At 57.8% G+C, this 20,258-nt stretch carries 18 protein-coding genes, 1 other RNA gene and 1 riboswitch; of the genes, 9 read left to right on the top strand and 10 right to left on the bottom strand.

Annotated features, from left to right (window positions below; genetic code table 11):
* Nucleotides 1-219: 219 nt before the first annotated feature.
* The 10 genes from ABIZ35_RS04255 to ABIZ35_RS04210 all read right to left on the bottom strand — a co-directional run bounded on the left by ABIZ35_RS04255 (nucleotide 220) and on the right by ABIZ35_RS04210 (nucleotide 10,713).
* Nucleotides 220-702, bottom strand: coding sequence for an S-layer homology domain-containing protein (locus ABIZ35_RS04255; protein ID WP_348218627.1), 483 nt, complete (start codon nucleotides 700-702; stop codon nucleotides 220-222).
* Nucleotides 671-1,684 carry a rod shape-determining protein gene (locus ABIZ35_RS04250; protein WP_348218626.1) on the bottom strand — a complete coding sequence of 338 codons (1,014 nt, stop codon included), beginning with the start codon at nucleotides 1,682-1,684 and terminating at the stop codon, nucleotides 671-673. Before ABIZ35_RS04250 ends, ABIZ35_RS04255 begins: the two co-directional genes overlap by 32 nt.
* The gene (gene murA / locus ABIZ35_RS04245; RefSeq protein WP_348218625.1) at nucleotides 1,672-2,994 is read right to left on the bottom strand and encodes a UDP-N-acetylglucosamine 1-carboxyvinyltransferase; all 1,323 of its coding nucleotides are present in this window, start codon (nucleotides 2,992-2,994) and stop codon (nucleotides 1,672-1,674) included. Before murA ends, ABIZ35_RS04250 begins: the two co-directional genes overlap by 13 nt.
* A 127-nt stretch (nucleotides 2,995-3,121) precedes the next feature.
* Nucleotides 3,122-4,225: a deoxyguanosinetriphosphate triphosphohydrolase gene (locus ABIZ35_RS04240; RefSeq protein WP_348218624.1), complete on the bottom strand. Its 1,104-nt coding sequence runs from the start codon at nucleotides 4,223-4,225 to the stop codon at nucleotides 3,122-3,124.
* A 13-nt stretch (nucleotides 4,226-4,238) separates the two neighbouring features.
* Nucleotides 4,239-5,387: an Lrp/AsnC family transcriptional regulator gene (locus ABIZ35_RS04235; RefSeq protein WP_348218623.1), complete on the bottom strand. Its 1,149-nt coding sequence runs from the start codon at nucleotides 5,385-5,387 to the stop codon at nucleotides 4,239-4,241.
* A gap of 289 nt (nucleotides 5,388-5,676) precedes the next feature.
* Entirely contained in the window at nucleotides 5,677-7,785 is a 2,109-nt protein-coding gene (gene glyS / locus ABIZ35_RS04230; RefSeq protein WP_348218622.1) for a glycine--tRNA ligase subunit beta, read from the bottom strand.
* 269 nt (nucleotides 7,786-8,054) lie between these two features.
* The gene (gene glyQ, locus ABIZ35_RS04225) at nucleotides 8,055-8,936 is read right to left on the bottom strand and encodes a glycine--tRNA ligase subunit alpha (protein WP_348218621.1); all 882 of its coding nucleotides are present in this window, start codon (nucleotides 8,934-8,936) and stop codon (nucleotides 8,055-8,057) included.
* 104 nt (nucleotides 8,937-9,040) lie between these two features.
* Nucleotides 9,041-9,739 carry an RNA polymerase sporulation sigma factor SigH gene (gene sigH, locus ABIZ35_RS04220; protein ID WP_218025734.1) on the bottom strand — a complete coding sequence of 233 codons (699 nt, stop codon included), beginning with the start codon at nucleotides 9,737-9,739 and terminating at the stop codon, nucleotides 9,041-9,043.
* Between the two features lie 17 nt (nucleotides 9,740-9,756).
* Nucleotides 9,757-10,026 (bottom strand): hypothetical protein, encoded by a 270-nt coding sequence (locus ABIZ35_RS04215; protein WP_348218620.1) that lies wholly within the window; start codon nucleotides 10,024-10,026, stop codon nucleotides 9,757-9,759.
* 174 nt (nucleotides 10,027-10,200) lie between these two features.
* Nucleotides 10,201-10,713: a CvpA family protein gene (locus ABIZ35_RS04210; protein WP_348218619.1), complete on the bottom strand. Its 513-nt coding sequence runs from the start codon at nucleotides 10,711-10,713 to the stop codon at nucleotides 10,201-10,203.
* A gap of 113 nt (nucleotides 10,714-10,826) precedes the next feature.
* On the opposite strand from ABIZ35_RS04210, the gene rnpB reads away from it, so the two are divergent.
* The 9 genes from rnpB to ABIZ35_RS04165 all read left to right on the top strand — a co-directional run.
* Nucleotides 10,827-11,198, top strand: an RNA gene (gene rnpB / locus ABIZ35_RS04205) — RNase P RNA component class A.
* Between the two features lie 345 nt (nucleotides 11,199-11,543).
* A complete protein-coding gene (locus ABIZ35_RS04200; protein WP_348218618.1) occupies nucleotides 11,544-12,617 on the top strand; it encodes a hypothetical protein in 1,074 nt (357 codons plus the stop codon).
* Between the two features lie 445 nt (nucleotides 12,618-13,062).
* The gene (locus tag ABIZ35_RS04195) at nucleotides 13,063-14,106 is read left to right on the top strand and encodes a hypothetical protein (RefSeq protein WP_348218617.1); all 1,044 of its coding nucleotides are present in this window, start codon (nucleotides 13,063-13,065) and stop codon (nucleotides 14,104-14,106) included.
* Nucleotides 14,103-15,545 (top strand): hypothetical protein, encoded by a 1,443-nt coding sequence (locus ABIZ35_RS04190; RefSeq protein WP_348218616.1) that lies wholly within the window; start codon nucleotides 14,103-14,105, stop codon nucleotides 15,543-15,545. Before ABIZ35_RS04195 ends, ABIZ35_RS04190 begins: the two co-directional genes overlap by 4 nt.
* 123 nt (nucleotides 15,546-15,668) lie before the next feature.
* Complete coding sequence (locus tag ABIZ35_RS04185) at nucleotides 15,669-17,063, top strand: hypothetical protein (protein ID WP_348218615.1); 1,395 nt, start codon at nucleotides 15,669-15,671, stop codon at nucleotides 17,061-17,063.
* Nucleotides 17,060-17,485, top strand: a complete 426-nt coding sequence (locus ABIZ35_RS04180; protein WP_348218614.1) for a DUF2809 domain-containing protein — start codon at nucleotides 17,060-17,062, stop codon at nucleotides 17,483-17,485. The genes ABIZ35_RS04185 and ABIZ35_RS04180 overlap by 4 nt, the downstream gene beginning before the upstream one ends.
* On the top strand, nucleotides 17,475-18,227 hold the full coding sequence (locus tag ABIZ35_RS04175) for an H-X9-DG-CTERM domain-containing protein (protein ID WP_348218613.1): 753 nt from the start codon (nucleotides 17,475-17,477) through the stop codon (nucleotides 18,225-18,227). Before ABIZ35_RS04180 ends, ABIZ35_RS04175 begins: the two co-directional genes overlap by 11 nt.
* The gene (locus ABIZ35_RS04170; protein WP_348218612.1) at nucleotides 18,224-18,979 is read left to right on the top strand and encodes a hypothetical protein; all 756 of its coding nucleotides are present in this window, start codon (nucleotides 18,224-18,226) and stop codon (nucleotides 18,977-18,979) included. The genes ABIZ35_RS04175 and ABIZ35_RS04170 overlap by 4 nt, the downstream gene beginning before the upstream one ends.
* Before the next feature lie 74 nt (nucleotides 18,980-19,053).
* A riboswitch (TPP riboswitch) is annotated at nucleotides 19,054-19,165 on the top strand.
* Nucleotides 19,166-19,266: 101 nt separating this feature from the next.
* The coding region (locus tag ABIZ35_RS04165) for a phosphomethylpyrimidine synthase ThiC (RefSeq protein ID WP_348218611.1) at nucleotides 19,267-20,258 on the top strand (992 nt) is incomplete at its 3' end.

Below are 20,258 nucleotides of genomic sequence, written 5' to 3'. Positions count from 1 at the left end.
TGCAAGAGCGCGGAAACCCACCTGCGTGGGTTACATCATCAATCACGTGATTGATGTATCAAGCGCATATTGTAGTCGGTATCGTATCGGAATATGTAGTCCCCGAAGGGGGACTTCTGCGCTCTTGCAGGCGCGGTTTCAACCGCCAGCCTCTTACACGCAGCACATAAAAAGCCGGCTCCCATACGGGAGCCGGCTTTTTATGGCGTCTTGGGACGCTTAATTTTTCCGAGGCGCCTCCGCGCGGTCGGACAAGCGAATCACGACGGCGGATAGAGAATCTTTGAGCTCTTTCGCGGTCGCGACCTTATCTCCATTTTTGAGCAGCGGCGAGTTCACGGGAATGAAGTTCGCGAAAGCAAGATGCGCCAACGCCACCTTCTGCTCGGCGCTCGCGTTGGATGGCAAGGTGAGCTTACCGGTGCGGCTTGTCGGATGCAGCGGCTTGCGGCCAGCTTCGATGTACTTGACGAACCGATCCAGCGCCACCGCTAGTTCGTAGCGGGTCACTGGCTTGTTCCCATCGAAATCACCCTTGGCGTTTGGCGTCAGGATCTTCTTGGCCGTCACGCTGTTGACGGAATTCTCCGCCCAATGGTTATGAGGAACGTCTTTGGGCGCGGCGAATGCAGTCCCAGCGGCGAGGGCGGCGGCGCCCAGCAGCGCGGCGCTAAGCCGCGTAAGAGAATTCTTCCGGAACATCTCGGTTCTCCTCCAAGAATTTGCCAGTGCCGATGGCGACACACGACAATGGATCGTTGGCGACACGCGTGGGGACCTGAGTGGCCTCCGCAATTAGCCGGTCAAGTCCACGCAGCATGGCGGTGCCACCCGTGAGGATAATGCCCCGCTCGATGATGTCGGACGCCAGCTCCGGCGGCGTGTTCAGAAGGACGCTCTTAACCCGGGTGACGATCTGGCTGATCGGCTCAACCATACACTCGCGAATTTCCTGAGAGCTGACCTGGATCGTTTGAGGGAGACCGCTGATTAAGTCGCGCCCACGCACTTCCATGCCGCTTTCCTGCTCCAAGCCGATGGCGCTGCCGATCGTGATTTTGATCTCCTCGGCGGTGCGATCCCCGATCGCCAGGTTGTATTGCGTGCGGATGTGCCGGATAATCACTTCATCCAGCTTCGTGCCGCCGATACGAATGCTGCGCGAAAGAACGATGCCATCCAGCGAAAGCACGGCGATGTCGGTCGTGCCGCCGCCGATATCGACGACCATATTGCCGCCTGGCTCCTTGATGGGAAGACCGGCGCCGATCGCCGCCGCTTTGGCTTCTTTGATCGTCCACGCTTCCCGCGCGCCGGCCGCCACCGCCGCCTGCTTCACGGCGCGCTCTTCGACGCTCGTGACGCCGCTTGGAACCGCAATCAGTACGCGCGGCTTGAAGACGCGCTTGGCGCCGCAAACCTTGTGCACGATGTATTCCAGAAGCTGCTGGGTGGTCGTGTAATCGGCGATGACGCCATCCACCATGGGACGGCGCGCCTCAATGTTCTCGGGGGTGCGGCCGACCATGTCGCGCGCCTTCTCCCCCACTTCCTTGATTTTGCCCGTGGGAAGGTAGACCGCTACCACGGACGGTTCGCGCATAATAATGCCCTTGCCGCGTACATAGACGAGAACGTTGGTCGTCCCCAAATCAATTCCGATATCCTGACTTAAGCGGAACACCCAGCCACCTTTCCGGAAGGCTGCGTCTCTGCCGCTTCCGCCCGATCGTCTTCTTCGCGCCGTACGGTCGCGCCGACCGCGCTTAATTTTTCGACGAAGGCTTCGTAGCCCCGGTCAAGGTAATCGATCCCGCTGACCTCGGACTCGCCGTCCGCCGCCAGCCCCGCCAGCACCAGCGCCGCCGTAGCGCGCAGGTCCGAGCCAGCCACCGGAGCGCCGGTCAGTCGTGGGACGCCCACGATGATCGCCACACCCGCTTCAGCTTTGATGTTCGCGCCCATGCGCGCGAGTTCATAAATATACTTGAATCGTCGCTCGTACACGGTTTCGGTAATGCTGGAAGTGCCGTTTGCCAGCGTCAGAAGCGCCGCGAGCGGCGGCTGCATATCTGTGGGAAAACCTGGATGCGGACTGGCGCTCACATGCACGGCCTGGAGCGGCGCGCGCAGGGCGCGGACACGAACGCCGTCATCGTCGAACCGGATCTCGGCGCCCGCCTCGGCCAGCTTTCGCATGACCGGCTGCGTGTGCTCTTCAATCGCGCCTCGCAGGTAAAGATCACCATGAGTGATCGCGGCCGCGACGGCGAAGGTCCCCGCCTCGATCCGGTCCGAGTCGACGCGGAACTCGGTGCCATGCAGCTCTTTGACGCCTTCGATCGTAATCTCTTTGGAGCCGGCGCCGCGCACGCGCCCGCCCATCTGATTGATGAGGTTCGCGGTCGCAACCACGTCCGGCTCTTCGGCCGCGTTTGAGATCGTGGTGATCCCTTCAGCCAGGGCGGCGGCGGTCATGATGTGCGTCGTCGCTCCGACACTCGGGAAGTCGAGATAGATGTCGGCGCCGCGCAGGCCATTCGGCGCGGACGCTTCCACAAAACCATACTCTACGGTGGTCACGGCGCCCAGACGCTCCAGACCCTTGATATGGTAATCCACCGGGCGAGCGCCGATATCGCAGCCGCCAGGAAGCGCGACGCTCGCGTTTCCAAATCGGGCCAGCAGCGGCCCAAGAACGGAGAACGACGCGCGCATCTTCTGAATCAACTCATGCGGCGCCTTGCTGGAAGTCAAATTCGTTGCGTCAAGAATGACGGTGGAATCGGAAGTGAACTCCGCCTTGACCCCAAGGACCTTGAGCATCTCGATCATCGTCAGCACATCACTGATGCGCGGGACATTGGTGAGGACGGTTTGTCCTTTGCTGGGAAGCAGCGTCGCGGCCAGGATCGCCAGCGCCGCGTTCTTGCTTCCGCTGATGCGAACCTCTCCTTCGAGGCGATTACCGCCGAGGGTATAGATCTTGGCCAAACTCAAATCCTCCAACAAAAACACCGTTCACCGCCGCTTTTCGCGCGTCGATTTTTCGGCAAATATCAACCTTCAGTATACAAGGGTCATCGCTCAAATGTCAAGGTGACAAGCGGGCGACAAGCCGTCAGTAGGCCCACGCCGAGGGCACGAAATGCTTCTGAAACGTCGTGACTGCGTAGCGATCGGTCATCCCCGCCACAAAGTCGGTGACAGCGCGCAGCTTCTCATCCGTGGGCAGCCGGTCGAAGTCATAACGGATCAGGTCTTCCTCTTCCGAGAACAGGTGCGGCTGCCCCATATAAAGACGGAACAGCTCCTTGACCATCGACTGCGCCTTGTCCATTTCGATCTGTCCGCGGACTTCCATATTGTAAACATTCGCATACATATAGTCCTTGAGCCGATTGGTCGCGCCCAGGATCTCGCCGGTCATCTTGACTTCCGAAGAGCCGACGCTGCTTTCCAGGACGTTCATCACCATGGCCGCAATCCGCGTGGAGTGCGATCGGCCCAGCACGTCGAGCGCATCCTGCGGCAGGTCTTCCAGTTTCAAGACCCCGGCGCGGACACTGTCGTCGATATCGTGGTTGATGTAGGCGATCCGGTCAGCGATCCGTACACACATGCCTTCGAGCGACGACGGCAGCTGAGTTCCCTCGACGATCCCCAGATCCTTACTGCCCTTGGAGTGGCCGAGGATACCATCGCGCACCTCCCACGTCAAGTTCAGTCCCGCCCCCGCCCGCTCCAGCACGTCCACAATGCGCAGGCTCTGGTCGTAATGCCGAAACTCACCGCTGGGATCGTACTCGCGCAGAACTTCATCCAGCGCCTGTTCGCCGCCGTGGCCGAACGGTGTATGGCCCAGGTCATGCGCGAGGGAGATTGCCTCGGTCAGGTCTTCGTTGAGACGCAGGGCGCGCGCCAGGGTTCGCGCGATCTGCGAGACCTCCAGCGTGTGCGTAAGACGAGTGCGATGATGATCCTCTTTGGGATCGATGAAAACTTGTGTTTTGTGCTTGAGGCGCCGAAAGGCTTTGGAGTGCAAAATACGGTCGCGGTCCCGCTGGAACTCGGTACGGACAGGGTCCAGCGGCTCCGGGGTTTGACGCCCTTGCGTCTGGCTGGAGCGTACGGCGTGCGGCGAAAGGATCTCATCCTCCAGCCGCTCCTGCCGTTCGCGGAATTGGTTTGGGCGCAGTTCTTCTGCGGAATTGGTATTGCTCATAGACGATCGGGGATCAGGAGCGCATGTTTTCTTCGTCAACGCCCACGGATTTCAAAAACTCGCGATAGACGATGGGAGAGATTTCCGACGGCTTGATTTCGCTGCGGCCGCCCCAGAAGACATTGGTGTAGCTCACAGGAATGCCGACGGATTCCAAATGCGCATCGATCGCCGCCTTATGCGCCAGAACCATTTCTTTCTCGGTGCCGTGCGCGACGCCCATCACGTTGACATTCTTGAACTCCGCGCCGCCCTCGCGCCAGTAGGCGTGGGTCATGATGTGGAAACGCCCCACCTCACGTCCCGCTTCGATCTCACGACCTTCGGGCACGGCCCAGTGGAACAGCGCATTGTAACGCGTGACGCGCTGATTGCCGGCGACGGGCTTGACATGCTCCAGGAACGTGGAGAATCGTCCAATCACACGGCGCGCGTTCAGCTCAGCGCCGACTTTGTAGAAGGTGTCCAGGTCCACGCCGGCTTCCTCGGCGCGCGAGGCCCAGAGGTCGCGCCGAATTTCGTTGGGCTCGAACTCACGCTTGAGCGACGCCAGCACGCGCCACTCCAGCTCGCTCAGTTCAACAATATTCGTGTCCTGAACTTCGGCCAGGGCCTCGGCCTTGCTGCCGGGCTCCATGCCTTTGCGGCGCACATGCCCCACACCCAGCGCAAAAAGACGCTTGGCGGGCATGATCCGATAATGGTCGGCGCCGATCTGTTCCTTAAGATACTCGCAGTGCTTCTTGAGCGAATAGCCTTGCGGCACTTTGAGGGTTGTCCAGAGACGATAATTGGAGCCGGGGGTCGCGGCGTCCGTCGTCCGAATGACGACGTGACCGGAGAAAGGGTCCTGCTGGAAAAGGTAATCGAAGGCGGCGCTGAGCTTCTCTTCGGGAAGCTGCCACGCCACAAGTGCGCCGGGGGCAAGGTTAGTCGCCATCAGCGTCTGGCGCACGCGCCGGATCGTTCCCGACTTCACCATCGCCCGAATCCGCTCGATCACAGTGTCGACGGCAACACCAGATTGCAGCGCGATTTGTTCGAAAGGATCGGGGAGAAAGCCTTGAATGGAGTCTTCGGAAACGGCGAGGATCGCCGCATTGATCGGATCATCGATCCGGACGGGGACGTCTTCTTCGACGGTGGGAGCCAGTGTACTCATGGGGTTATTGTACCCGAAGAAGAGACCTATTCCCCCGCGCTTTAGCGCGTTTCCCCCTTTTCCCAGTGAAGGGCTAAAGCCCGGGAAAATGGGTGTTCATCATTCAGCCCAGGCAAGTTTTGTCGTGGCCGGCGAAGACTTTTTGTTTGATCTCAACTCTTCTCACAACACGGAACACTCGCCTGGATTGTAATTATCAGCACCCCTTTTCCCGCCCGAAGGGCCTTGCTGGGAAAAGGGGAGGCCGAAGCTTGCTTCGGCGGGGGAATAGGTCTCTCACGGGGAGGGGCTACCCCACCAGTTTATCGAATTCCGCGTACTCATTGTACGTCTCACGAACGCGGCTGAGCAGCGCCAGTCGGTTCGCGCGGCGGGCGACATCGTCGCCCATGACCATGACGCTTTCGAAGAAGGCGTCTACGGCCGGACGGAGCGCGCCGAGCAGTTCGAGCGCCTTGTCCCAGTCGCCAGCGTCGGCGGCGACTGCATATTGGGAGCGTGTCTCCAGGTAAGCCGACCAGAGCTGGCCTTCGACATCCTGTTCGAACAGCGCGGGATCGGCGTCGGTCGTGGGGATCTCGACGCCTTCTTTCACGGCGAAGCGAAGGATGTTGCCGATGCGCAGCAGCGCTGCGGCCGCCTCGCGGACACCGGCGCTGTCGGCCTGAGCGCCCAGTGTCACAGCGCGCGCCTGCGTGTCGAAGACATGCGTGATCGGCGCGGCGAGGACAGCGTCACGAACATCATAACGCACGCCCTTGTCTTCCAGGGAGGCGTTGAGACGCTGCCCGATCAGTGTCAGGAAGTAAGTATAGGCTTGCTCCCGGGTCTCGGTAAGAGCGATGCCCTGCGTGTGATAGGCGTTCCAGGCGGCGCCGAACAGCGACGCCAGCGCAGGCAGGGAGCGTTCCGTACCGAGCAGCGCGACCAGACCGCTTCCAGCGCGGCGCAGCGCGAATGGATCGCTGGTGCCGGTCGGGAAGATGCCGATGCCGGAGTAGCCCGTCAGCGTGTCCACACGGTCGGCGATAGCGAGCAGGCGTCCCGCGAGCGATGCCGGAAGCGCCTCGCCGGCGCCTTTGGGCATATAGTGCTCGGCGATTGCGACGGCGACCGTTTCGGGTTCACCGTCACGCTCCGCATAGTTCTGGCCAACGATCCCCTGCAGGGCCGGAAGCTCCTTCACCATTTCCGAAGCAAGATCCGCCTTCGCCAATTCGGCGGCGCGCAGCACGTTCTGAGATTCTGCCGCGCCCAGTTCGGAAAGAAGGCCGCTGTCGCCCAGGATCGGTCCAAAGCGCAGGGACTTTTCATAAACCGTCCCAAGCTTTTCCTGGAAGACGATGTTCTTCGTGCCGTCGATCTTCGCCGACAGCGGCGTGGTCGTATCCAGATCGAAGAAGAATTTGGCGTCGTTAAAACGCGCGACCAGGACTTGCTCGTAGCCAGCGCGAACCGTATCCAGATAGTCCCCGCCGCCGTTGCGCACCGCGACAAAGCGCGGCAGCAAAGAACCGTCCTGGGCAAATACCGGGAAATATCTCTGGTGCTTGCGCATAGCGGTGATCAAAACGGGGGTCGGCAGCTCCAAAAACTCGGGGCTGAACGATCCGAGAACCGCCGTCGGGTACTCCGTCAGGAAAACGTTCTCGTCCAGCAGAGCTTCGTTGATCTGCACGACGCCTTCGGCTTCGTGCTTGGCCAGCGATGTCGCCTGGTCCACGATCATGCCGCGCCGCTCATCAGGATCGAGCAGCACGAACTTTTCGCGCATCAAATGGAAGTAAGCGTCGATCGTCGGAACTTCGACTTCGTCCGGCGACAGGAACCGATGGCCGCGCGTCTTGCGCCCCGTCGCCACATGCTCGATGGAGAACGGGATCACTTCGTTGTCCAGCAGGGCTAGGATCCAGCGGATCGGACGGGCGAAGCGCAGCTTGCCCGAGCCCCAGCGCATGGCCTTCGGGAAGGTGAGTTCGCGGGCGATCTTCGGCAGCAGTTCGGCGGCGATCTCAGACGCCGACTGTCCGGCGCGCTTTACCGTCGCCTGCACGTAGCCGTCGACGACGGTCAACTCGCCCACTTGAACGCCATTCTTATTCGCGAAACCAATGGCCGCCTTGCTCGGCTCGCCTTCGGCGTTGAACGCGATATGCTCCGCCGGGCCTTTGACGACCAGCGTCTCGTCAGGCTGCCGGTCGGCGAGGCCGTTCACATGCAGCACCAGACGACGCGGCGTGCCGATCACGCGCAGGGTGTTGTCGATGTCAGCATCTTCGCTCCACAAACGCGCAGCCGTAAATTTATCTCGAAAGAGTTGTTCGATCTGCGCCAGCGTCGGCGCCACGAACGTCGCCGGCAGCTCTTCGCAGCCGATTTCCCACAGCAGTTCCGTCATAATCTGTCCATTCGCTCCTGAAGATCGCCAGCGGGCAACCAATGCGCGCCGTCAACCCTGGTCAAGTGATACACGAGGCCGGCGCCAAACATAGCCGGCGAATGAATTCGCGCCTAGAAGTGCACGATGTCGGCCTCCGCCGACTCCTGAAAATACACGCAATCGCCAGGTTTCTGGAGTGCCAGAAGGGGCACATCGTGAACTTCTAGGCGCGGTTTCAACCGCCGGCTCTTCTTCGCCGTCCATTTCCATTCTTAGGCAGAAACAGCTTACGCCTTTTCTCCCTTAATCAGCGGATGCCCCAGCTCTTCGCGCTGCTTCTTATAAGCCAGACAGCAGCCTCGCGCCAAGGCGCGCACACGATTGATGTAAGATGCCCGCTCGGCGACGCCGATGACGCCGCGCGCGTCCAATAAGTTAAACGCATGCGAGCACTTCAGGGCCAAATCGAACGAGGGCGAGACCAAGTTGCGCGAAGCCAAAATACGATGGCTCTCTTTTTCGTACATGTCAAACAGCGTGAAGAGCATCTGCGTGTCGGCTTCCTCGAAGTTGTAGACGCAGTTCTCGTACTCGGCCTGCTTCTCGGTGTCCGCGTAGGTCACGCCGTGCGCGTACTCCAGGTCCCAGATCGAGGGAACCTTCTGGAGCAGCGTTGCGAGACGCTCGGTGCCGTAGGTGATTTCGGCGCTGATCACATCGCAGGGGATGCCGCCCATTTGCTGGAAAAAGGTGAACTGAGTGATCTCAGTGCCGTCCAGCCAGACTTCCCAGCCGACGCCCGACGCGCCGAGCGCCGCCGACTCCCAGTCGTCTTCCACGAAACGAATGTCGTGCTGTTCCAGCGGGATGCCCAGGGCGCGCAGGCTGTCCAGGTACAGGTCCACGATGTTGTCCGGCGACGGCTTCATGATCACCTGATACTGGTAGTAGTGCTGCACGCGGTTAGGGTTACGTGTGTAGCGGCCGTCGGCGGGGCGGCGGCTGGGCTGCACGTAGGCCACGTTCCACGGCTCCGGGCCGACAGAGCGTAGGGTCGTCGCCGGAGCGTTGGTCCCAGCGCCGACTTCCACATCATAGGGCTGGAGGATCAAGCATCCCTGCTCTCCCCAAAAGCGCTCCAGCGTCAGCAATAAATCTTGAAATTTCATAACGGTCTCAGTGTGCGTGTGAATTTTGCGGCGCTTCAATGCGCGAGAGCCCGCTTCCACCCGTGTGGACGCGGGCTCTCAAATTATCGAAAATAGAAAAACGATTATAGCAGTTCGCTCAAGTCCGCATTGCCGATCGGCACGCCGCTCACTTTTCGCTTGATCCGGGCCAGGGCGTTGTCCACGGATTTCGTCTTGCATCGCAATTCGCTGGCAATCTCGCGATACGACTTGCCCACTTGATATCCGGAAAGCACATGCCACTCGAACTCGCTCAGGACTTGCTGGAGCGTTTCGTGCAGGATCTTGGTGTCTTCGTTGCGCAGAACCAAGTCCTCGGGATCGGCGCCTTCGGTGTTTGGGATGATATCGGAGAGGTTCCAGTCGGTGGTCGAGTCGACGGAGGGACTTTCGAGCGAAAGCGATTGGTTCAGCGGCATCTGCTTTTGCCGGGTGGCCGTTTTGATCGCGGTGATAATATGGCGGGTGATGCAGACTTTTGCAAAAGCCGGGAAGGAAATCGCCTTGTCCGCGCGGAAATCAATAATCGCCTGCCACAGGCCGATCTGGCCGACTTGCAGCAAATCTTCTTTTTCAGCGCCGACAAGAAAGTACGACTTCACCTTGGTTCGCACCAGGTTACGGTACTTGTAGAGCATGTACTCGGCCGCGGAGTTCTCGCCGCGCTGAGCGCGCGCGACGATCTCGCAATCGCCCATCTCCGCGTATTTGACCTGCGATTGCCGAAGGCGATCGGACAGGTCGGTTCCGATGTTCCAATCGGAGGGATTACGTCTGATCAAAGAGGGGCCTCGTGGACTTAAGCGGGCGAAGATGCCGGCTCGTGTTCGACTTCAATGCTCATGGTGCTGACGATCACGGCGATGAGGACCAGGGCCACCGTGGCGACGGCTGTGGCCGGAGCGACGGGGATTTCCTTGATCACTCTTGTTCCAAGCTTGATGCGCAGCGACCGGACGCGGTTCGTGCCGACCATCCGCTGCACTTCCCCCAGCAGTTCCGCTCCAAGACTGAAAAAATTAGCTGCGGGAGTAAGCGAGCTTCCGCTCGGCGTGGCTTCGTGATCCATGACTGCGTACCTCATGTTGCGCGCCTGGCCTTCCAGGACGGAGTAAGGCCATTATACACGCTCACACTTTGGCAGTCAACCCTTTTCCGAGTAAATGTGCGGGAATGGTAAGATGGGGACGACGCCCGTCCCCATCTTAGCGGGGACGGCGCGGCGGGGATAGGAGGCCGGGGCTTAGCCGCCGGCGTTGGTCAGGGAGCGTCGGTAAGTTCCGGCGCCGGTCACGGTGTCCATTACGGAGTGAAAAGACGTAAATTCCAGCATCTCATGGCTGATCGATCCGGAGACGACTTCCGCCCCCTCCCCCTGCCCGCTTGGATCGGCGATCGTCATGGCGCGCACGACCCCATGCGCCACGATCATCCCAATTCCAATGCCCGCGCAGAGCCCAAAAAACCGGTCAAACATCCCCGCGTGGACCCCCAGCGCTCCCTGAACATAACGCGCGACGACGATCGAAACACCGCCGAACGCCAGGCAGAGCGCTCCGAACACCGCTCCCTTGTTCGCTGCAGCGCCCGCCTGAATATGCGCGACGGCCGCAACGTTCCCCAGGCAGCTGGTCGCGGCCCAAAGCGATCCGAACAGCGCCAGCGCCGTCAGCGCCGCCCGCCCGAACCCCATCGCTAGGCCGACCGCCGACATTCCGAGAATCGCCAGGATTAAAAAGATGTCCAGTCCACTCATGGGCTTGCTCCTATGACTTGCTATCCTCCATTATCGGAAGCAGACAAGCGTTTCTCTATCCTGAGAGGTCAACCAGGGTCCACGAAATAGGCCGATGTGCTATACTCTCCCATGAAGTCATCCGGGTGGCCGCTGTGCTTACTTCTTCGGGAGTAGTCGCAGAGGAAAGTCCGGACTCCACAGGGTAACGATGCCGGCTAACGGCCGGGCGGGGCGACCCGACGGAAAGTGCCACAGAAACATACCGCCTCCTGCTTCGTTCGCAAGAACGAGACGCGAGGTAAGGGCGAAATGGTGCGGTAAGAGCGCACCGGGCTTATGGAGACATAGGCGCCGGGTAAACCCCATCGGGAGCAAGGCCACAGGACGCGGTTTGAGGCGACCCGCCGACGCGTCCGGTAGCGCCGCTAGAGGCGCCGGGCAACCGGCGTTCGAGAGAGATGGCCACACAAACACAGAATCCGGCTTATAGGATGACTTCACACTCCTTATTTTCTTCGTATCATACGGCTGCGGCAAAACAAACATTCACATGCGTAAACGTCCCATTTTCCTGGCGCTGATCGGCCTCTGCGCCGCTCTCACATTGTTCGGGTTATGGTACAACTTTAATGCTGCTCGAATAGCCGCCTCCACACATCGAATTCCTCATTCAAGAAGAGCAGCGAACGGCGCAGACTGGTATTCCAATCGCCCGGGCGTCACTGATCGACGTTAAGCCCCCCAAGTCTCAGGATGCAGGGCCCATCTACGAACAGCTTCGCACCCTATGGAACGGCCCTGCTGGCGAACAAGACAATAAAAATATCGCATTCCTTTGCCAGAATGAATTGCCAACCCCTTCGCAGATGGCCAAAGCTCGTCAGGCGCTGATGCGCCAATCCCAGGCGCTTACGCTCGTTCATCTCGCCGTTAGCAAGCCGTACTGCGTTCTGCAAATTGATTGGATGCACGCCAATCCCTCCGAAATCAACTACTCTCAGCTGACGACCGTACGAAACGCCGAGCGTTATTTGCAGGCGGAAAGTATTCTCATGGCTGCGGACGGACGACGTGAGGATGCGGTTAAAAACGCGGCGCTAGGATTCAAAATCTCCAGGCAAGCAGAGAATGGCAAGTCATCGATTGCTTACCTGGTCGGCGTTGCCTGCAACGCAATGACATTAGGTTCGATGCGTAAAATCTTATACTTGTACGGAGATCGTCCGGGTGTCGCATTGCTGGTTCACGATGAAGTCGCAAACAACTTCCGAGCTCCTAGCGCGGCTGCCGGAATGCGCACGGAACTTGTGCTGAATATTGGCTTAGTCGAATACCTGCGCACCGCCGGATGGGGCGCATTGTACTACATGGCCGGCGAAAAACCCTCACTGCGAGACAGAATATACAATAGCGCGTTTCTCACCGGTCACACCTGGGATATTCAACTCAATTACAACGGTGTTTTGATAATACGACAGAGCCGCCAGGCGATATTCGTGGCGGATCGGCCATTTTACATGGCTCGCCCTACTCTCGCCGCGCTTAGCGCCGCGCTGAACAAGAAATCGAAGCTCTACGGACTAACGAAGGTCATGTTACCAAACTTTGAAAAAATGGTGGGGAGACGCGCACAGGTTCAAGATAACGCAGAGATCGTTATGCTGGCGTCGCTTCTCATTGACAAACACAATCGCAATCCCAATTACCCATTGTCCACCCCCACACCGATCGATGTGTACAGCGGCAAGCCTCTCCAATACCGGCTCGAAGGCGACGGCTTTGTCATCTACACGCCAGGCTTCGACGGAACCTTCGACGGTGGAACAGAGACAGTTCGGCCAAAGATCGCCGGTTACGTCTTTCACTACCCGATTCCGTCTTACTATTCCACGCCGGAACAGAAGTCCCAGGGTCCATCCTAAGGAAGTCCCAAACGAAAGCGGCGTAGACTGCAACTTTATCCCCGCCCTTGGGTCACACTGAGCATATCAGCACCACCACTTCGCTCGGTGTGACCCCATCATGACAAAATCACTTGCTCTCCTTATCGCCCTCGTTGTCCTGGTTCTTGGGGGCATGGTCTTCGCCACGTACTGGTTCATGCATCAGCGCGACGCGCGGTACGCCCGCACGGCGCATCGCGACTTTCTCCGCGAAGTCCGGCTCGCAAGAGCCGCCGGCATTTCACTGGACAGGAATAGCTTGAAGTCGCCCCTCCCTCCGCCTGCGGAAGACGCTGGTCCGATTTATGATCAGATCGCGGCGGAGCTCAAAGCAAATCCCATCGATGAGAAACCGCTCGACGCCATACGCTTGGACAAAGCTCATTATCCGCCGACAGCGACCGAAGTGTCACAAGCGAGAGCGATGCTGCAAAAGCACTCAAAATTGCTGTCGCTCATCCACCAAGCCGTCGGCCGAAAACAGGGAGTAGTCCGAATCAACTGGGAGGGAAAAGAAATGCTCTTCTCTCCTAGTCTCCATGTAACATTAATTAGTAAGGCGGCGCGTGTGCTTAAAGCCGAAAGCATGGTTCTCGCTCAAGAGGGGCATGTGCGAGAAGCGGTTCAAAATCAGGCTCTTGCGTTCCGATGCGCTGATCATTTACAAAGCGGCAGAAGCGTACTGTATGCAATTGTGGGTTGCGGAACGAATGCGACAACCTTACGCGGGATGCGTGAAATCCTCTACTTACATGGGGACGATCCGCAGATCGCGCAATCCGTGCTGGAGGCTGTCCGAGAAAATGCGCACACGCCGAATATCACGAGCGCGATGCGTGCGGACGCTACGATTTCATTTTTTACGTTGGATTACTTTCGGAGTATCAATCCGAAATTCGTCATTCCGGACGCCACCCCACAAAGCGGGCGATGGCGCCTGCCTAAAGCTCCCACCAGTAAGGAGCAGCAAAATGCGTACATCGACGCATCCGAGGCCGCCATTCTTCATCGCCAGCGCCTGGATATTCTCGCGTCCGAGCATCCGTACTTGGAAGCAAAGAGACTTTTTGCGGCAAATCAGAGCGAATGGATAAAATCTCGTAGCGACCGCACCGACATGGCGAACGGCATGGGTGACGATGAATCCGGATACGTCGCCATGGCCGGGGCCGACAACGCATCCATCAATGTAGTGGAAATCGCAGCGCGACTGCTGATTTGGAAATCCCAACACGGCGGGTTCCCGTCAAAACTAAGCGCCATTGGCGATACTCCGCTCGACCCATTCAGCGGCAAGTCTTTTGGCTACCGGCGCGAAGGCTCCGGCTTCGTGCTCTACAGTGTTGGCGAGGGCGGAAACTTCGAGGGCGGCTCTCCGAACGTCAAACCGAAGGCAAGCCTGCCCATGTTTCGCTATCCTGTTCCTGCATACTATCGCTTGCCGGCAAATCTTGGTAAAACGCCATGAAACGTTTTGCAATTGCAGCCGCCATTCTACTTTCCGTATTTTTTGCTTTCACAGTGATGCACAAGTTTCAGTTAGTCAAGCGTGAAGAACTGCGCGTTGAGCGACAAAACCATCGCGCCTATCTCAGCGAGATCCAACTCGCGCAGGCAGATGGAATTACCTTCGATACATCCAATTTCAACGTCCCGTCTCCGCCTCCCAGCGAGGACGCAGGGCTCATCTATGAGCATATCGACGCCGAACTCAAAGCGCATCCATTCTCCAAAGACGAGAAGGACGCCCTCTGGGCCGCGAGACGCAGACGCCTTCCCACTCCGGCGGAGGTTGCGCGATTACGCAGCTTTGTATTGGGACGGGCCTCGCTGCTGAAGTTAATCCATCAAGCAGTTGCCTTGAAACAATGCAGTTTTCACACAAAGTGGGGAAGACGACATCCCTACGCGGACGACTTTCAGTCAGGGATAGTAATAGACAAACTCCCGAACGTGCTGACGGCGGAATCGATTGTTCTGGCGGAGGATGGAGATTGGGAGGCGGCGGTCCGCAACCAGTGCAGCGGCTTTCGAATTGCGGATCATCTCCTGACGACACGAGGCGCATCAGCTCATATTCGCTGCACTTCCACTGTACGTACTATTCTTACCGGAATACGCATTCTCACGAGGCTAGGGGCGCAGAAGCCGAGCGTACTCACTGCCGTCCAATCGAGCCTTAGTGCTCCATTACCCACTCCGAGACTTTCGCGTACGCTCCAAGATGAAATCACGTTCAATGATATTCATCTAGAAATGCTACGTATTGTAGTCTTAAGGTCCAAGAATCCGGACGATATCTTCATCAAGAACGAATTGATGGATTGGAGTCCCATGAGGCCCTTTGCTCGTAACCCGCGCCATTGGAATTCTTTCATGGACGCTAACATCGCAGTCCTCATACATCATTTGAGGGAAGACTCGAAAGCTGCGGATGGCCCATACCCAGAGGTAAAAGCAAAGTTCTTAATGTCTCGCGCTGAATTACGCCGCTATTCCAGCCCAGATTATTTCCTCGTAAAGGAGCTTACCTCTGACGATATTGATGACATGCCATCTATAGGGGACGAGGATATCGGTCTATTAAAATCTTCAGCCAACAATGATGCGGAAGCCCGCGTCATCCAGACAGCCGCAGTCCTGCTGCTTTGGAAATTAAACCATGGCGCATTTCCTGAAAAACTGAGCACACTGGGGCCAGTCCCGATGGATCCATTCACCAGCGCGCCGCTGCGGTATCGGCGCGAAGGCGCCGGCTTCGTCGTATACAGTGTAGGCGAGGATGGAACATTCGACGGAGGAAGCCCAGGGGTCCGGCCAAAGCCGTACGCGCCGCATTTCCGATTTCCCACTCCTGCCTACGAACTGCCTCGCGCCGAGCAAACAAAGAAGAGCGGACGAGTATGAATGTTTCCAATACGGTTTCGAGTTTGCAGAGCGGCGATCTGGAACGTGCACGTGTAAAGAAACGGACCGCTCCAGTGGGTCGGATATGGCTTTTACAAATGACGAAGGATGCTTTAAACCAACATGAATAAAAAGAGTATCATTATTGGCTTGGTGATTGGAGCGCCGATTGCGATCGCCATTGGCGTCTGCTGGTACGCTCACTACCGAACCGAGCGATTTGCGACGAATGCACACGCGGCGTACACCAAGCAAATTCGCGCGCTGGGAGCCGAAGGCGTTCCGCTCGTGGCGGCTCAGTTGCAAGGGCCATTGCCGCCCGGGGCGCGGGACGCCGGTCAGATCTACAAACAGATTGCAGCGCAGATGGAGGCGCATCCGCCGAAAGGCGACGATTTGCTTGTTACGAATGGTTTACGACAGAACCATATCCTGACGATAAGCGAAACGAACAAGATCCATACTGCATTGCAGCATCAAGCGCACTTAATGAACTTGATACATACAGCGGCGCAGCGCCCCGAGTGCGACCTTCGCATCGACTGGAGCAACCCCAATCCTGCGGCGGTGCTTTTCCCTGACTTCCGCAACATTCGAATGGGAACACGCGCACTCTCCGTCGAAAGTTATGATTTGGCGAGCCGTGGGCGGATGCGCGAAGCGGTCAAAAACCAGGCGCTCGGCTTCCAGCTGGCGGATCACGCGTACACCGGTAAGACAATGATCGCCACACTTGTCACTGCCGCTTGCGACGCCATCACGCTCGAAGGCATGCGTAAGCTTCTCTACCTCTCGCATGGTGATTCCGCGATCGCACAGGCCATACAGGACGAGGTGCGAAATCATCTCCACATTCACCCGTTCTCCGAATGCCTAAACACGGAACTGACGATCCAGGCGTCAGAGATCGAGTTTCTGCGTGAAGATGGACCGGAATCACTGGTCGAAGCCTCCAACTCAGACCCTCATAATCCACGTTCATCACATTTTCTGGGCCTTATTCCTCGATCTCAGTGGAGCGCGTATCTTGATGATAACGGAGCGCTCGTGCTCGCAAAACTGAGACGCGATCGGGCGATCATCGACCAGCCCTATCCTGTCTCGAATCCGCAATTGGTCGCCAGTGACGCCGCGCTGGAAAAGGCAATCAAAGATTCCGGCCCACTGCGCTATACAGTGGCGCAAATGCTGACTACGAACAAGGCGAAATTCGCATCGAAGCAGACTGTGATTAAGGCGTCCGCGGCGATTACGGATACGTCCGCGCGTCTGCTTATCTTCAAATCAAAAACTCATTCGTTTCCCGCCAGCTTGAGCGCACTTCCCAATATCCCACTCGATCCATTCACCGGCAAGCCGCTTAAGTACCGACGCGAAGGCGCAGGCTTTGTGCTTTACAGCGTTGGCGAGGATGGCGACTTTGATGGGGGAAGACCCGCCGCCAAGCCGAAGAAGTACCAATCCATGTTCCGCTACCCCATGCCGCCGTACTACACAACGCCGATCAAAGAACAATGAAGCCTTATTCCGCCAGCGCGCCAAACAAATACCGCTCGCGCACCCTTTGCGCGGCGGCGTTCGTCCTCACGCTTGCCGCTGGATATTTCTCGCGTAAAGTCCACCTCTTTCCGGCGGCGCTGGGCAAATATCCCGGCGATGCGCTGTGGGCGCTCATGGTTTACTGGCTAATCGTTTGCGTTCGCCCCACTCTTTCCATCCCAAAATCCGCCTTGATTACCTTCGCCATCTCCGTTGCGATTGAGTTCTTAAAACTCGTCCAAACGCCGTGGCTTGTCGCCGCTCGCCATTCAAAATTCGGCGCATTGATCTTTGGGCACGTCTTTTCGTGGAATAATATTATTGCCTACGCCGTCGGCGTCGCGATCGGCGCAGCCCTGGATTATTTCTTCTTACGAAGGAGGCAGATCGATGAAACGTAATGCAGCGATGACTATCGTCGAGTTAATCATCGTCTTGATCATTGTCGCAGTGATGGCCGCCATCTTATTTCCCGTCTTTGCGAAATCGCATACTCCTCGAAGATCACGCTATTCATGTACATCTAATCTCAAACAGATAGAACTGGGCGTCCTGCAGTATCTCCAGGATAATGACGGGGCTTTCCCTGCGCGCCAAGCGCGCGCTGGCGCACATGGCGAATTAGTTTCTTGGCGTTCGCTTGTCTATCCCTACATCAAAAACACTCGTGTCTTTCAATGTCCAACCAGCCAGGCCGCAGATACAGCCGACATTGAACACGACGGATTCACGCGGTCTTACGTTGTCAACTCCACCACGGTTCATAAGCGTGGATCCAGCGGCCCGTTCAGCGACGCCTACGGCGGCAAATCGAATATGAACGAAATCGCTAATCCCGCGCGTGTGATTACTATGGCGGAATCGACGGCCGCATTCAATGATATTAACCTCACATTTCCCGACGCTTTCACACATGAGTTTCACGCCGAGAATTCTGTAGGCGCACTGTTTGCTAGCCACTCTGGCGGATCGAATTACGGATTTGGTGATGGGCACGTGAAGTACCTTCGTCCTGCCGACACGCTCAATGACCGTGTGAATATGTGGACAAGCGACAATTCAAACTTCTCAGAAGCAGATAATACGAAAGCGCTGCAAGTGCTGCATTATGCAGAGAATCAAGGCAAAGAGGATCGCCAATGAAGCCCAAATCGATTGTGGATGTTATCGCCGTCCTTGCCATTGTATTTGTCGTCACGGCCGTCCTTTATCCTGTGTTCGCGAAGGCGCGCGAATATTCAGGCCCCGGACCCTATTCCGCTCCCCGTCAAATCGGCTTAGCGATGCTGCAATACGCCCAAGACAATGACCAGATACTGCCGCCACGACAAGCGTATGCGGGTTGGAATCATGAATTAGTTTCGTGGCGATGGATCATTAATCCCTATGTGAGGAACACTGAGCTCTACCAGTCTCGCGAGAATGCGGCGGCCACGGCGCCGGACATCGAGCACGACGGCTATAATCGTTCATACGCCGTCAATTCGACGACCGTCGCAAAGCCTGGCGCCAGCGGCCCGTTCAGCGATGTCTATGGCGGCAAATCAAAATTCAAGGATATTCCCAATCCCAGTTCAGTCGCGCTGCTCACTGAGACGACGGCGGCTTATAACGATATCAATGTCACCTTACCGGAGGCGTTCACATCCGAATTTAAGCCCGGCGTCAATCGAGGCGCACTGTTTATGGGCGATCGTGAGAAAAACTCGGCGTACTTATTCGCCGATGGACATGTGCGCGGATATTCTCCGCTGCAAACCCTGAACGCTGGCGGCAAGAATTTATGGACGCGCGACAATTCAGATTTTTCGCCATCAGAGACGGTCGCTGCATCTAAAGTGCTGCAATACTCCATAGACAATTATCGCGAGATGCAGCGAAAACGCGGGGAATAACAAACAGATCAATATTCGGCGACGGAGGATTGACAACCGCTCCGACATCCGCCATAATGCCGGTGACAACTGAATTACACCGCTGGGGGCGCCGGGAGTTATTGCCGGCTGAGAAGCTTACACAGAAGCAGACCCCAAGAACCTGATCCGGATCGTACCGGCGGAGGGAAGCGGGGCATCAGCAGCTTTTCTTTGGAGTTCTCCATGATGGCCGCTGTCCCGTTTTCCGGGACAGCGGCCTTTTTGCGTTCGCAATACACGGCGCAGTTTCGAGGAGACACTCTACAATGACGACCGATACGACAGAAAAAGCCTCGACCCTATCTAGCGATTATCGCTTTCCCAATTCTCAAAAAATATACACTTCGGGCACTATTCACCCACAGATACAAGTTCCTCACAGGGAAATTACGCTTTCCCCCACCCACGCGCACAATGGCGGGCCAGTCACCTCCAATGAGCCGCTATGCGTCTATGACACCAGCGGTCCTTACACGGACGCCAACATAACCGTCGATATCCGTGAGGGACTGGCCCCGCTGCGCGCCGAATGGATCCGAGCGCGCGGCGAGTATGTGGAGGTTACCCCCAGCTACAAGCCGATTGCCGGACACAGTGATCCGAACCTGCCGATGCCCCGCCCCCGGTTGGCGCTGCGCGGGTCGGGATTGGTGACGCAGCTTCAATTGGCCCGCGCGGGGGTGATTACTCCGGAGATGGAATACATCGCGATTCGCGAAAACCAGGGACGCGACCGGTCGGCGTCGGCGGGGCAGCATCCGGGGCACAGCTTCGGGGCGGCGATCCCCGAGATCATTACGCCGGAATTCGTGCGCTCGGAAGTGGCGCGCGGCCGGGCGATCATCCCCGCGAACATCAATCACCCAGAGCTGGAGCCGATGATCATCGGCCGCAACTTCCTGGTGAAGATCAACGCCAATATCGGCAACTCAGCCGTCACTTCCAGCATCGAAGAAGAAGTCGAAAAAATGACATGGGCGACGCGCTGGGGCGCGGACACGGTCATGGACCTCTCGACGGGCAAGAACATCCATGAGACCCGCGAGTGGATCCTGCGCAACTCTCCCGTCCCCATCGGCACGGTCCCGATCTACCAGGCGCTGGAAAAAGTGAACGGCAAGGCCGAGGATCTGACCTGGGAAATCTATCGCGACACGCTGATTGAACAGGCCGAGCAGGGCGTCGATTACTTCACCGTCCACGCCGGCGTGCTGCTCCGCTACATTCCGATGACCGCCCGGCGCTTGACCGGCATCGT

Source organism: Capsulimonas sp., from assembly GCF_039929585.1.
Classification (GTDB): domain Bacteria; phylum Armatimonadota; class Armatimonadia; order Armatimonadales; family Capsulimonadaceae; genus Capsulimonas.
Note: the sequence above shows the minus strand (reverse complement) of the source record. Positions and strands in the feature narration are given on the sequence as shown.

Bases quoted from the DNA above. Each gene is read 5' to 3' on its own strand.
- ABIZ35_RS04255 (WP_348218627.1), bottom strand. From the start codon at position 702: ATGTTCCGGAAGAATTCTCTTACGCGGCTTAGCGCCGCGCTGCTGGGC.
- ABIZ35_RS04240 (WP_348218624.1), bottom strand. From the start codon at position 4,225: ATGAGCAATACCAATTCCGCAGAAGAACTGCGCCCAAACCAATTCCGC.
- ABIZ35_RS04235 (WP_348218623.1), bottom strand. From the start codon at position 5,387: ATGAGTACACTGGCTCCCACCGTCGAAGAAGACGTCCCCGTCCGGATC.
- glyS (WP_348218622.1), bottom strand. From the start codon at position 7,785: ATGACGGAACTGCTGTGGGAAATCGGCTGCGAAGAGCTGCCGGCGACG.
- glyQ (WP_348218621.1), bottom strand. From the start codon at position 8,936: ATGAAATTTCAAGATTTATTGCTGACGCTGGAGCGCTTTTGGGGAGAG.
- ABIZ35_RS04215 (WP_348218620.1), bottom strand. From the start codon at position 10,026: ATGGATCACGAAGCCACGCCGAGCGGAAGCTCGCTTACTCCCGCAGCT.
- ABIZ35_RS04210 (WP_348218619.1), bottom strand. From the start codon at position 10,713: ATGAGTGGACTGGACATCTTTTTAATCCTGGCGATTCTCGGAATGTCG.
- ABIZ35_RS04195 (WP_348218617.1), top strand. From the start codon at position 13,063: ATGCTGCAAAAGCACTCAAAATTGCTGTCGCTCATCCACCAAGCCGTC.
- ABIZ35_RS04190 (WP_348218616.1), top strand. From the start codon at position 14,103: ATGAAACGTTTTGCAATTGCAGCCGCCATTCTACTTTCCGTATTTTTT.
- ABIZ35_RS04185 (WP_348218615.1), top strand. From the start codon at position 15,669: ATGAATAAAAAGAGTATCATTATTGGCTTGGTGATTGGAGCGCCGATT.
- ABIZ35_RS04180 (WP_348218614.1), top strand. From the start codon at position 17,060: ATGAAGCCTTATTCCGCCAGCGCGCCAAACAAATACCGCTCGCGCACC.
- ABIZ35_RS04175 (WP_348218613.1), top strand. From the start codon at position 17,475: ATGAAACGTAATGCAGCGATGACTATCGTCGAGTTAATCATCGTCTTG.
- ABIZ35_RS04170 (WP_348218612.1), top strand. From the start codon at position 18,224: ATGAAGCCCAAATCGATTGTGGATGTTATCGCCGTCCTTGCCATTGTA.